Source organism: Bradyrhizobium sp. USDA 336 (assembly GCF_044908355.1).
In the GTDB taxonomy this organism is placed as follows: domain Bacteria; phylum Pseudomonadota; class Alphaproteobacteria; order Rhizobiales; family Xanthobacteraceae; genus Bradyrhizobium; species Bradyrhizobium yuanmingense.
In genome coordinates this window covers 5,642,724-5,654,911 of record NZ_JBIYDC010000002.1, presented here as the reverse complement: position 1 = coordinate 5,654,911, position 12,188 = coordinate 5,642,724, and the positions used below count along the sequence as shown (strand labels likewise).

At 66.4% G+C, this 12,188-nt stretch carries 10 protein-coding genes; 1 reads left to right on the top strand and 9 read right to left on the bottom strand.

The genetic code is table 11. The features are described from left to right. Positions 1 to 78 precede the first annotated feature (78 nt). From ABIA45_RS27520 to ubiE, 8 genes are all read right to left on the bottom strand, one after another. The gene (locus ABIA45_RS27520; protein ID WP_271543448.1) at positions 79 to 801 is read right to left on the bottom strand and encodes a nucleotidyltransferase family protein; all 723 of its coding nucleotides are present in this window, start codon (positions 799 to 801) and stop codon (positions 79 to 81) included. 115 nt (positions 802 to 916) lie between these two features. After that, positions 917 to 1,234, bottom strand: a complete 318-nt coding sequence (locus ABIA45_RS27515; RefSeq protein WP_036009083.1) for a PilZ domain-containing protein — start codon at positions 1,232 to 1,234, stop codon at positions 917 to 919. A gap of 87 nt (positions 1,235 to 1,321) precedes the next feature. Further along, positions 1,322 to 2,839, bottom strand: a complete 1,518-nt coding sequence (tsaE, locus tag ABIA45_RS27510) for a tRNA (adenosine(37)-N6)-threonylcarbamoyltransferase complex ATPase subunit type 1 TsaE (protein ID WP_404654462.1) — start codon at positions 2,837 to 2,839, stop codon at positions 1,322 to 1,324. Continuing rightward, on the bottom strand, positions 2,836 to 5,340 hold the full coding sequence (locus tag ABIA45_RS27505; protein WP_404654461.1) for a PAS-domain containing protein: 2,505 nt from the start codon (positions 5,338 to 5,340) through the stop codon (positions 2,836 to 2,838). Before ABIA45_RS27505 ends, tsaE begins: the two co-directional genes overlap by 4 nt. A 319-nt stretch (positions 5,341 to 5,659) precedes the next feature. Continuing rightward, a complete protein-coding gene (gene dut, locus ABIA45_RS27500) occupies positions 5,660 to 6,118 on the bottom strand; it encodes a dUTP diphosphatase (RefSeq protein ID WP_404654460.1) in 459 nt (152 codons plus the stop codon). Then, positions 6,115 to 7,557, bottom strand: a complete 1,443-nt coding sequence (gene coaBC, locus ABIA45_RS27495) for a bifunctional phosphopantothenoylcysteine decarboxylase/phosphopantothenate--cysteine ligase CoaBC (protein WP_404654459.1) — start codon at positions 7,555 to 7,557, stop codon at positions 6,115 to 6,117. The genes dut and coaBC overlap by 4 nt, the downstream gene beginning before the upstream one ends. 56 nt (positions 7,558 to 7,613) lie before the next feature. Next, complete coding sequence (gene ubiB, locus ABIA45_RS27490; protein WP_404654458.1) at positions 7,614 to 9,188, bottom strand: 2-polyprenylphenol 6-hydroxylase; 1,575 nt, start codon at positions 9,186 to 9,188, stop codon at positions 7,614 to 7,616. Beyond that, entirely contained in the window at positions 9,185 to 9,946 is a 762-nt protein-coding gene (gene ubiE / locus ABIA45_RS27485; protein WP_404654457.1) for a bifunctional demethylmenaquinone methyltransferase/2-methoxy-6-polyprenyl-1,4-benzoquinol methylase UbiE, read from the bottom strand. Before ubiE ends, ubiB begins: the two co-directional genes overlap by 4 nt. An 81-nt stretch (positions 9,947 to 10,027) precedes the next feature. On the opposite strand from ubiE, the gene mutM reads away from it, so the two are divergent. Next, positions 10,028 to 10,909 (top strand): bifunctional DNA-formamidopyrimidine glycosylase/DNA-(apurinic or apyrimidinic site) lyase, encoded by an 882-nt coding sequence (mutM, locus tag ABIA45_RS27480; RefSeq protein ID WP_271543462.1) that lies wholly within the window; start codon positions 10,028 to 10,030, stop codon positions 10,907 to 10,909. 234 nt (positions 10,910 to 11,143) lie between these two features. Here the strand turns inward: mutM and ABIA45_RS27475 are convergent, their stop codons facing one another. Continuing rightward, complete coding sequence (locus ABIA45_RS27475; protein ID WP_271543464.1) at positions 11,144 to 11,887, bottom strand: ParA family protein; 744 nt, start codon at positions 11,885 to 11,887, stop codon at positions 11,144 to 11,146. Positions 11,888 to 12,188: the final 301 nt, after the last annotated feature.

The following is a 12,188-nucleotide window of genomic DNA, read 5'->3' as shown; positions in this document are numbered from 1 at the left end:
GTATTTTTTGGAGAGAGATGGTGGGCACGGCGCAAGGGCGCCTTTGCCCACCCTACGGCACCGTCTTCGAGGCAGCCCCTAAGCCACGCTCTCCAGAAACGCCTCTTCCGCGGCGCGCACGGCGTCGGGCGTGCCGACATGCATCCAGACGCCGTCGAGGCGCAGGCCGAACAGCCGTTCCTGCTCGTTGGCGCGGTCGAACATTTTGGTCAGCGAGAATTCGCCCTTGGGTGCGTCCGCGAAGATCGCGGGCGACATGATCGCGGCGCCGGCATAGACGAACGGAACGACCTCCTTCTCCTTGCGCTTGCGCAAGGCGCCGTCGGGCAGCATGCCGTAATCGCCGCGGCCGCCATAGCCGATGCTGGTCGCGGTCGGCGCCATCAGCAGCAGGATGTCCATGCGATCGGGATCGAAGTTTTCGGCGAGCCGCGTCAGGTTCGAGCGCACGCCGTCGATCCACAGCGTGTCGGAATTGACATGGAAGAACGGCGCATCGCCGAGCAGCGGCAGCGCCTTGACGACGCCGCCGCCGGTGCCGAGCACCTGGTTGCGCTCGTCGGAGATCGTCACGCGCGGAAGCTGGCGTGATGCGACGTGGTCGATGATCTGGTCCGGCAAATAGTGCACGTTGACCACCGCCTCCGTCACGCCGGCCTGGCCGAGCTTGTCGAGCACGTGGTCGAGCAACGGCTGGCCTGCGACCGGCACCATCGGCTTCGGCATCTTGTCCGTCAGGGGGCGCATGCGCAGGCCAAACCCTGCGGCGAGCACCATGGCTTTGGTCGGTTTGACGGACATCCTTCGCTTTCTCAGACCTTTCGCGTTCGCAATCCTAACACGAGGCTCGAATTGCCGCACCGCATCTCGACCGCCTTAACCACCCGCCGTGACGGTTGTACGACGGGTGTTGCCGTCACGCCCCAACGGCTGTGGAACGTACCTTTTTCTTCTTGTCGCCGACTTTCAGGAAATTGACGCCGATCTGGTCGCCATTGACCCAGGCCAGCTCGCAACGCCGGTAGGCGAGCCCCGTGGAGGACAGCAGGAGAAAGAATTCCTTCAGATGCAGGCCTTCGACCGAGCCGTCTATGGTCAGCTTGGCGCCGGTCTCGGAGACGTCCTCCATGGTGCAGTCGCGCCGCCAGGTGCCGTCGATTCCCATCATCTGGGCCGAAAACCCGCGCTCGAAAATAACCCGGCTATTTCCGCGCTGATCCGCTTTCGCTGCCATCTGCCCCGCTCCAGCCCCGCAATCTTCCGGCTCCCTCGGCGCCAGAATAGCGACATCTTGGCTAACGGCCGGTAAATCGGTCCTGTATCAGCCCGGCGGCGGGACGTTGGCGAGATACCAGTCGCGCAGATGGGCGAGCGTGGGATGCGCCAGCGAGCGCTGGAGATAGGTCCAGATCCGCGGCTGGTGGCGCAGATAATGCGGCTTGCCGTCGCGGCGGTTGAGCCGGGCGAAGGTGCCGAGCAGGCGCGTGTTCCGCTGCGCCGACATGATCGCGTAGCTCTCGGCGAAGCCGGCGGCGTCGAAGCTCGAATCCTGCGCCCGCCGCGCCTTGATGTAGCGCGACAGCAGCGTCAGCTCGAGAGTTTCAGGGACGTCGAGACGAGCATCCTGCAGCAGCGATACCACGTCATAAGAGTGCGGCCCGAGCACGGTGTCCTGGAAGTCGATCACGCCGACGCGTTTGATGGCGTCGCGGTCAGCGAGCCAGATCAAGTTCGGCGAGTGATAATCGCGGATAACCCACGTCCTCGGCCCGGCCAACGGCTTTTTCAGCAACTCGCGCCACATCGCGAAGAACTCTGCGCGCTTCGCATCGCTCAGCGGCGCGTTGCGATCGGGCAGATACCATTCCGGCATCAACCCGATCTCGATCAGTAGCGCCTCGGTGTCGAAGGCAGGAATGGTGTAGGTCTGATCCGGCAGCTGCAGCGTCTCCGGCAACGTCCTTCTGTGCAGCACGGCCAGCACGTCTGTCGCAGCTTCGTAACGTTCGGCGATCGGGCGCGGCGGGTCACCTTCGATCACGCCTTCACTGCCGAAATCCTCTGAGATCAGGAAGCCGTGGTCGAGATCGTAATGGTGGATCGCGGGCGCCGAGATCCCCACCACGCGCAAGCCTTCGTCCATGGCAACGAAAGGCCTGATGTTCTCCGCCAGATGCACCGCGGCGCTGTAGGATTTTCCGTTGTAGAGCGCCGCGCCGTCGGGCCGCTGCGGGAAGTTCATGAGGATGACGATCTCCTTATCGCGCACGAGCCGCGCGTAGGAGCGTGTCGAGGCGTCGCCCGGCATGCGTCTGCGCGTCGCATCGATGTAACCGGATGCGTCGAGGAATTCGCGCAGCGCCTTCAGCCGCGCAACTGTAGCTGCGCTCTTGCCATGGCCTGTGATGTCGGCGGCACGCGCGTTCGAGCCCAGCGCCGGCCGGTGCGTCAGCGCGATGTCGATGCGGTCCTCGGGCATCGCCGACGGAGCGCGCTCCGGCCATTCGATCAGCACCAGCGTGGCATCGGGCAGCGGCGACAGCCCGATCTCCTCGAGCTCGCTCTCGTCCTCGACGCGGTAGAGATCGGCATGCAGCACCGGGAAGGGCGGCAGCTCGTAGCCCTGCACCAGCGTGAAGGTCGGGCTCGGCACTTCCAGCGCATCGTCGGCGGCGAGATAGCGGATCAGGCTGCGCGCCGCCGCGGTCTTGCCGGCGCCGAGATCGCCGGTGAGGGTGATGACGTCCCCGGGGCCGACCAGCAGCGCGAGGTCGGCCATCAATTGCGCCGTGGCCGTCTCGTTGTGAAGCGCGACGGAGAATGTGGTTGTTTCCGTCATTCGGCGGCGTCGCGATGCGCCGCCTGGTCGGTCGGGAAATCGCAAATCACGACCGTGCCGCGGCCGACGATCGAATCCACCCGCACCTTGCCGCCATGCAGCTCGACGAAGGAGCGCACCAGCGACAGGCCGAGCCCGGCGCCGCGGTGACGCGAGCCTTGCGAGCGGCTTTCGAACCAGTTGAACACCTTGTCCTTCATGTCGGCAGGTATTCCAGGGCCCGAATCTGTCACGGTGAAGACCACGCTGCGTTCGGTGCGCCGCGCGCTGATGCCGACGGTGGAATCCTGTGGAGAAAACCCGACGGCATTGGCGAGGAGGTTATAGAGCACCTGCACCACGCGCTTCTCGTCGCCGACGAAGCTGCCGACGTCGGGCGCGATCTCGACCTTGAGGCGGATGCGGTCGGTGGCGAGCCGGTCCTGGATGCCCTCGGCGGCAAGCTCGATGGCCTTGCTGACGTCGACCTGTCCGAGTTCCAGCTTCATCGCGCCGGCGTCGATGGTGGCGAGATCCAGGATGTTGTTGGTGAGCGCGAGCAGCGCGTTGGTCGATTTGGTGACGTAGTCGAGATATTCGGCCTGCTTCGGCGTCAGCGGTCCGGTCGAGGGGTCGCTGAGGAAATGCGCGAAGCCGATGATGGTGGTGAGCGGCGAGCGCAGCTCGTAGGAGACGTGGTGGACGAAATCCACCTTCATCTGGTCGGCCGCCTCCAGCGCCTCGTTGCGCTCGCGTAGCGCGCGCTCGACATTCTCGGTGTCGGTGATGTCCTGGAACGTCAGCATGGTGGCGCCGTCGGGCAGCGGCCGGATCATGCCGTCGAGCACGCTGCCGTCCTTGCGCTCCAGCTTCAGCGGCACGTCGGCGCGGTTCTCGATCGAGGTGATGGCCTCGCGGATCTGGCGCCAGACCGCGGGATCGTCGTAGAGCTGATGGCACCAGCCTTCCACCGTCTGGATATGCGGCTCGTCGCGCATGGCGTCGCTGGAGAGCTTCCACATCCGGACGAAGGCCGGATTGAAAAGCTGCGCCTTGCCGTTGCTGCCGAACACCGCGACGCCCTCGGCGAGGCTGTCCAGCGTCTCGCGCTGGACGCGGATCAGGCCGTCGAAGCGGCGGGCGAGGTCGAGACTTTCGGTGACGTCGTCGAACAGATAGGTGACGCCTCCTTCCGGGTTCGGCGTGGTGACGACCGAGAGCGCGCGGCCGTCAGGCAGGAACCAGGTGTCCTTGGCGGTCTCGACCGCGCGATAGGCCTCGTGCAGCTTGGCCTTCCAGGCGCGGAAATCCGACTGCTCCGGTAATTTGCGCGCGGCGCGGAGCTGGTCGAGCACGCTGGAATCATCCGGATGGGCGTCGAGGAAGTTGCGATCGAGATCCCACAGCCGGCGATAGGAATCGTTGTAGAAGGCAAGGCGCCGCTGGCCGTCGAACACGGCAACGCCGGAGGAGAGCTGGTCGAGCGTGCGGCGGTGCGCCTCCGCCATGCGCACCAGCGCCGAGCTCAGCGCATCCGCCTCGCTGGCATCGATCGCGACGCCGACGCTGCCGCTGCCGACATTGACGGCGCGCACGTCGTAGATGCGCCGTTCGCCGCCGACCACGATCGGCAGCCGCGAGGTGAAATTGGCGGCGTCCTTGAGCCCCCGCTCCATCGCATTGCGGTCGTCGCTGTCGAGCAGCTCGAGCTTGCGCTCCTGGGCATCGATGGCGCTGGTCGCCTCGGTGGCGCGCACATAGGCCGGGTTGGCGTAGGTCAGCGTGCCGTTTTCGCCCTTCGCCCAGATCGGCCACGGTGCGGCCGCGGCAAAGCCGCGAAGCATCTCGGTCTCGTCGGAGAGTGCCTTGTAGCGCAGATTGGTCTCGGCCAGATCGCGGCGGAGGCCCGAGAGCTCGCGAATGCGGACGATGGCCTGGCCGCCGATGGCGCGCCCGATCGCTTCCAGCATATGGCCGTGCGCGGTGGTCAGCGTCAGCTGGAACCCGTCGCCGCGCTCGCGCAGCGCATCGACCGCATGGTCCATCAGCAGCGCCGGTTCCGGCGGCAGCCAGGTTCCGAACGCCAGCACACGCTGCGGCGAGGAATCGCGCGGCAGCACCAGCGCGATATCGCCGGAGATCTGCGCGCGGTTGTCGCCCGCCGGCCATGAGATCAGGATCTGCGGCTCGGCGAACAACAGCGCGCCGAAGCGGTCGGCCTGGAGCTGAAGTTCCCCGATCCGCGCGCGCAGCCGCGCCTCGTTCTTCGCCGTGCGCACCCGCGTGCGCATCAACAAGATCGCGGCCATCACCGAGAAGCCGAGCAGGGCCAGCGCGGTGGCGAGCACCGCGAGTTCCTGCCGGTTGAGATCCATCACAAGGGCGAGGGTGTCGACGAGGTCGGCGGCCTTGGCCGGCGCAGCCGGCAGCAGCGCTGCGAGAGCGCCTCCCACCAAGCCGTTGCGCGCCAGCGATGTGCACGACAACAGCGTCCGACGCATCGACACGATCACGCCTGACATAGTTGCCCCAAGACGCGGAAATTCAAGACCGCACGAATCTGCGCGCGGCGACCCCCGTCGCGCGCGAATCAAAAGACAATACCCTCACCGCGACTCCGCCGGTAAGAGTCCAGATCGTGAACGCAAAGGCGGCCCCAAAAAAATGCGGGCCGCGCGGTTCCAAGGCGCGTGATTCTGCGGATGATTCGGCTGGGATTGCCGTGCGTTAGCCCGTCGGGCGGATCGCCTGCCACGATGGCGGTCTCCAGAGGAGAGAACCCTCACCCGCCGCGCTCTGCGAGCGCGACGGCCTCTCCCGCAAGCGGGAGAGGCAAGAAAGCTACCGCCCCGTCGAGCCAAAACCGCCGGCGCCGCGACCGGTCGCCGACAAGGTGACGACGGGAACCAGCGCGGCCTGCAGCACCGGCGCGATCACCATCTGGGCGATGCGCTCGCCGCGCTTGATCACGAAAGGCGCGGTGCCGTGATTGATCAGGATCACCTTGATCTCGCCGCGGTAGTCCGCATCGATCGTGCCCGGCGAATTCAGCACGGTGACGCCGTGCTTGGCCGCCAGCCCCGAACGCGGCCGCACCTGCGCCTCGTGTCCGGGCGGCAAGGCGATGACAAGGCCCGTCGGCACCAGCGCGTATTGGCCTGGTGCGAGCGTCATGGGCTCGTTGTCCGGCACCGCCGCCATCAGATCGAGGCCGGAGGCCTCGCTGGTCTGATAGGCCGGCAGCGGCAGGCCCTCAGCGTGGGCGAGGCGTTGCAGCTCGACGGTAACCTTCGTGCTCAAGATGCGGACTCCAGGGATTTGCCGGTCACGCTCTTCGCGATATGCGCGACCAGTTCGATGGCGACCTGTTCCTTGGTCATCGCCGGCCAGGAATCAACTGCAATCTCGCCGTCCGGCGCACCGGTCTTGCGGCTGAGCAGGTGGACCGTGTTGCGGTCGCCGCCCATCACGCCGGTGGCGGGCGAGACGTCGTTGGCGACGATCCAGTCGCAGCCCTTGCGCGCGAATTTTGCTTTGGCGTTGTCGATGAGGTGCTCGGTCTCGGCGGCAAAGCCGATCACGAGCCTCGGGCGCTTGTCGGCGAGCTTGGAGATGGTGGCGAGAATGTCGGGGTTCTCGACCAATTGCAGCGGCGGCATGCCGGCCGCGGTTTTCTTCAGCTTCTGCTCGCCTTCATTGGCGACGCGCCAGTCGGCGACTGCGGCGGCGAAGATCGCGACGTCGGTGGGAAGCGCGGCCTTGACCTGCTCCAGCATCTGTCGCGCCGATTCGACATGCTTCACCGTCACGCCCGGGGGATCGTCGAGGTCGACCGGACCGCTCACCAGAGTAACCTCGGCGCCCGCGGCCTGCGCAGCGGCGGCAATGGCAAAGCCCTGCTTGCCGGAGGAACGGTTGGCGATATAGCGCACCGGGTCGATCGCCTCATGGGTGGGACCGGCGGTGATCAGCATGCGCGTGCCCGCGAGCGGCTTCGGCGTCGGCGGCCGCAGCAGGCGCTCGGCGGCATTGGCGATCTCGATGGCTTCCGACATGCGGCCCGTTCCGGCTTCGCCGGCCTCGGCCATCTCGCCCGCATTCGGGCCGATCAGCACCACGCCGTCGCGCTGGAGCTGGGCGACGTTGCGGCGCGTCGCCGCGTTGCTCCACATCAGCGGATTCATCGCCGGCGCCAGCAGCACCTTGCGGTTGGTCGCGAGCAGGATGGCGCTGGCGAGATCGTCGGCATGACCGTTCGCCATCTTCGCCATCAGGTCGGCGGTGGCCGGCGCCACCACGATCAGGTCGCAGTCGCGCGCGAGGCGTATATGGCCGGCATCGAACTCGCTCTGCGGGTCGAACAGGTCGGTATAGACGCGCTCATGCGACAGGGCGCTCGCGGCCAGCGGCGTCACGAATTGCTGCGCCGCCTTGGTCAGCACGCAGCGGACCTCGATGCGGCGCTCCTTCAGCCTGCGGATCAGGTCGAGCGACTTATAGGCCGCAATCCCGCCGCCGATGATCAGGGTGACGCTGGCCTCGGGAACGGCGCCGCTGCGCTGCGGCGTCGGGGCGGCGGAGGGCACCGCAAACGGCGTCAGCGGCTCCTCGCGGCCCTCGATCAGCTCCCGCAGGATGACCCGGACCTCCTCTTCGACCGACCTGTGGTTCTTGGCCGAGCGCAGCCGCAGATAGGTTTTGACGGCGTCGTCGAGCTTGCGGATGGTCAGGCTTGCCATGACGCCCTCCGGAACGGAATGATAGCAATGCTATCACCAGCGTGATTGCAGTGCAATCACAGATTCCGGACGGCGATCAGAATCCCGATGAAGGTCGCGGCGATGATCCAGAGCGCCACGGTGCGCCAGCGGTTCTTGCGGCCCTCGCTGCGTCCCATGGCGGCGATGCTCTCCGGCGACAGCCTGATGCCCTCCCGCGTCATGGTCTCGAGCTGCTCAAGCACCTTCACGGACCGCTCGGCGATCTCAGGCAGGCGCATCAAGACCCGCGCGATGTCGCCGGTCCCTGTGAGCGCGCCCTCGATGCGGCCGATGGGTCCGAGGTTGCGCTCGATCCATTCGCGCACCACGGGGTCGGCGATCCGCCAGATGTCGAGCTTGGGATCGAAGCCGCGCGCCACGCCCTCGACCACCACCATGGTCTTCTGCAGCAGGATCAGCTCGGGCCGCGTCGTCATGTCGAACAGGCCGGTGACCTCGAGCAGCAGCGTGAGCAGCCGCGCCATCGAGATCTCTTCAGCCGTGCGGTTGTGGATCGGCTCGCCGATGGCGCGGATGGCTTGCGCAAAATTCTCGACCGAATGATGCGCGGGCACATAGCCGGCCTCGAAATGCACCTCGGCCACGCGGCGATAATCGCGGGTGATGAAGCCGAGCAGGATCTCGGCGAGAAAGCGCCGCTCCTTCATACCGAGCCGGCCCATGATGCCGAAATCGACCGCGACGAGGCGGCCGGCGTCATCCAGGAACAGATTGCCCGGATGCATGTCGGCATGGAAGAAGCCGTCGCGCAGCGCGTGGCGCAGGAAGCTCTGGATCACCTTGCGGCCGAGATCGGGCAGGTCGACCCGCGCCTCGGCGAGGCGCTTGTGATCGTTCAGCGCGATGCCGTCGATCCACTCCATCGTCAGCACGTTGTGCGTGGTGCGGTCCCAGTCGACGGCGGGCACGCGGAAATCGGGATCGTCGCGCGTGTTCTCCGCCATCTCCGACAGCGCGGCAGCCTCTAACCGCAGGTCCATCTCCATCGCGACCGAGCGCGACATGGTGTTGATGACCTCGATCAGGCGCAGGCGCCGCGCCTCGGCCGAATAGGCCTCAGCCTTGTGCGCGACGTAGAAGAAATCGGAGAGATCGCGGCGGAAGCGCGCGGCGACGTTGGGTCTCAGCACCTTGATCGCGACGGACTTGCGGATGCCGTCGCGCACCACCTCGCCGCGATGCACCTGCGCGATCGAGGCCGCCGCGACCGGCGGGCCGAAGCTCACAAAGATGTCCCTCAGCGGCCGCTCCAGCGAGGTCGCGATCGTGGCCTCGGCTTCCTGCTGCGGAAACGGCGGCAGGCGGTCCTGCAGGCTTTCGAGATCGCGCGCCATGATGACGCCGACCACATCGGGGCGCGTCGCCAGGAACTGGCCGAGCTTGAGATAGGCCGGGCCCATCCGCGTCAGCGCGCGCGAGATCCGCGGTCCCTGCTTGGCGCCACGGCGCTCGATGATGCGCGCCAGCTTCAGCGCGAGCTGTCCCGGCGGCGGCACCAGGCTCGGATCGACCGCGCCGAACACGCCTTCGTGCGCAAACACGAACGCGGCGCGGATCAGGCGCGCAATGTGGGTGACGGCAGAGATCACAAACGCCAGCCCGAATGCAGTGCGACGATGCCGCCGGAGAGTGTCTGCCAGCTGACGCGGGCAAGGCCGGCCTCGCGGATCATGTCGGCGAAGGCGGCCGGCTTTGGAAATTTGCGAATGGACTCGACGAGATATTGGTACGATTCGGCGTCGCCCGTGACCATGCGCCCGAGCGGCGGGATCACCTTAAACGAGAACAGATCATAGAGCTTGTCGAGGCCGGGCATCTCGACGGTGGAGAATTCCAAACAAAGGAAGCGGCTGCCGGGCCTCAGCACGCGATAGGCCTCGCGCAGCGCAAGGTCGATCCGCGGCACGTTGCGGATGCCGAAAGCGATCGTGTAGGCATCGAAGCTGCGGTCGGCGAAGCCAAGCGCCTCGGCGTTGCCTTCGACGAAATCGACCTGGGTGTCCAAATGACGCTTGGCGGCGCGTTCGCGCCCCACGGCCAGCATGTCCGGGTTGATGTCGCACACCGTGGCGTGGAAGCCGGGGCCGGCTGCCTTGGCGGCGCGGAACGAGATGTCGCCGGTGCCGCCGGCGACGTCAAGCAGCGCGAACGGCCGGTCGCCCCTGGGCGGATCCAGCGCGGTGATCATGATGTCCTTCCAGACCCGGTGCAGGCCGCCGGACATCAAATCGTTCATCAGGTCATAGCGCGACGCCACGCTGCGAAACACATCGTTCACCAGCGTCTGCTTGTCCCCGAGGGGAACGTCCCTGAAGCCAAAATGCGTGGTTTCGCCCGGCCGATCCATTACTCTACTCCACTCGACGGACCATAGCCCGCCCGCCGCAATGGCGCTATCACACCGCCCTCATAAGGTGAATGCCCGACCATGCCTGAATTGCCCGAAGTCGAGACCGTCCGCCGCGGCCTTCAGCCCGTGATGGAGGGTGCGAAAATCCTCGACGCGGAGGCCCGCCGGCCAGATTTGCGCTTTCCGTTCCAGCCCGACTTCGTGGCCCGGCTCAAGGGGCAGGTCGTCACGGGGCTGGGGCGCCGTGCAAAATATCTCATGGCCGATCTCGCCTCCGGCGACGTGCTCTTGATGCATCTGGGCATGTCGGGCTCGTTCCGCGTCATCAAGCCGGACAACGAGGCTCAGCCCGGCGAGTTTCACTATCCGAAGGCCAAAGACTCCGCGCACGACCACGTGCTGTTTCGGATGTCCTCGGGCGCCGACATCGTCTTCAACGATCCGCGCCGCTTCGGATACATGAAAGTGATTGCGCGTGGCGCGCTCGAAGACGATCCGCTGCTGCGCGGGCTCGGCCCCGAGCCGCTCGGCAATGAATTCGACGCGGCGATGCTGGCGCGCTCCTGCCAAGGCAAGACCACGAGCCTGAAGGCCGCGCTGCTCGACCAGCGCGTGGTGGCCGGGCTCGGCAACATCTATGTCTGCGAGGCGCTGCACCGCTCGCATCTGTCGCCGCGGCGCATTGCAGCGACCCTATCCACCAGGAAGGGCGAGCCGACGGATCATGCCAAGCGCTTGGTCGGCGCGATCCACACCGTGCTGAACGACGCCATCAAGGCCGGCGGCTCCAGCTTGCGCGATCACCGCCAGACCTCGGGCGAGCTCGGCTATTTCCAGCATTCGTTCAGGGTCTATGACCGCGAAGGCGAAAAATGCACGACGCCGCGCTGCGGCGGCACGATCAAGCGGTTCGTGCAGAACGGTCGTTCGACCTTCTGGTGCCCGAAATGTCAGAAGTGACCATCGGGATTGCCGCAGCGTCGTAGCCCGGATGGAGCGCAGCGTAATCCGGGGCCGGCCTCTCCGCGGAGAGACCTTCCTGGATTGCGCTTCGCTTCATCCAGGCTACGGGAGCCCTCGCTACAACGCGCGAGGCGAAGCAATCCGGCCGGGCTGGTGGCCGGACTGCTTCGTCGCTTGGGCTCTTTCACCGGATGGCGAAGAGCCCGACTGTCGTCCGAGCGATCGCCCCGCTCAGGACGCCAGTGTCGTGGTCTCGTCCGACGCCTTGCCTGCAGCGATCTGCAGCATGCCGTGCGTAGCCGAGATGACCTGGTCGATCAGGACATTGGTGGTGGCTTCGAGCTCGAGCCGGGTCTCGATCCAGCGCCAGAGGCCGCGGATCTCGTCCGCCGATTTGCCGTTCGGCGCGAATTCATTCACGGCAAGGCCGCTCGCAAGCGCGTCCTGGTGATCGTTGCGCATCACGATCAGCGGACGCGCGAGCACCTCGGCAAGATCGAGCGCGGCTTCCTCGGCGAGCGCGGTCGCGGCGTTGTCGATGCGCTGGCCGCGGATCGGCGTCTGGTTGAGCACGAAGCTGTAAGGCCGCTTCCAGGCACGGGCGACGCTGAGCGTCGAGACGGTCGCCTCGATGTCGGCGACGCTGGGACGGGCCGGGATCAGGCAGAGGTCGGAATGGCGGATCGCGGCGGTGGTGGCGGCGCTGAGGCCGGCGGCAGTGTCGACGATCGCGAGCTGGAGGCCGCTCCCGGCGAGCATCTTGAGACGCGGCTCGATATCGGCGGCGTGATAGATCGGCTCGACGACGAGATCGTCGGTAGAGCGGCGGCGCTGCCAGTTGGAGAGGGTGCCCTGCGGGTCGGTCTCGATCAGGCGGACGGTGAAGCCGGCCTGCTTGGCGGCCAGAGCGAGGCCGATGGCAAGCGTGCTCTTGCCGCTGCCGCCCTTTTGGGTGGCCAGTACGATCGTGTGCATTGAAGGTCAATCCTTTGGAGTGCTGGGTCAGGGATACGCCACGCGAACGTGCATCGCTTCTGGATGCTGAGCGCTTCTCGCTCAGGACGTGCCGGCCCGATCCAAAGGGGATCGCGGAGGTCCGAATCAACGGTAACGATGATGGCGGAATCGCGAATGCCAGCGAATCCGTACCATTACCGGCTCCGTAATCGTACGTGAGGCGGTCCGTGCCCCGGACAAAGCGCAACGCGATAGCGGTGGGCTGCAGAGCCGGGGCCCAGAAGCCACAAGCGCGACTGTTGAAATATGGGTCCCGGCT

Excerpts from the sequence above, each read along its gene's own strand:
- ABIA45_RS27520 (WP_271543448.1), bottom strand. The coding sequence starts at position 801 with ATGTCCGTCAAACCGACCAAAGCCATGGTGCTCGCCGCAGGGTTTGGC.
- ABIA45_RS27515 (WP_036009083.1), bottom strand. The coding sequence starts at position 1,234 with ATGGCAGCGAAAGCGGATCAGCGCGGAAATAGCCGGGTTATTTTCGAG.
- tsaE (WP_404654462.1), bottom strand. The coding sequence starts at position 2,839 with ATGACGGAAACAACCACATTCTCCGTCGCGCTTCACAACGAGACGGCC.
- ABIA45_RS27505 (WP_404654461.1), bottom strand. The coding sequence starts at position 5,340 with ATGTCAGGCGTGATCGTGTCGATGCGTCGGACGCTGTTGTCGTGCACA.
- coaBC (WP_404654459.1), bottom strand. The coding sequence starts at position 7,557 with ATGGCAAGCCTGACCATCCGCAAGCTCGACGACGCCGTCAAAACCTAT.
- ubiE (WP_404654457.1), bottom strand. The coding sequence starts at position 9,946 with ATGGATCGGCCGGGCGAAACCACGCATTTTGGCTTCAGGGACGTTCCC.
- mutM (WP_271543462.1), top strand. The coding sequence starts at position 10,028 with ATGCCTGAATTGCCCGAAGTCGAGACCGTCCGCCGCGGCCTTCAGCCC.
- ABIA45_RS27475 (WP_271543464.1), bottom strand. The coding sequence starts at position 11,887 with ATGCACACGATCGTACTGGCCACCCAAAAGGGCGGCAGCGGCAAGAGC.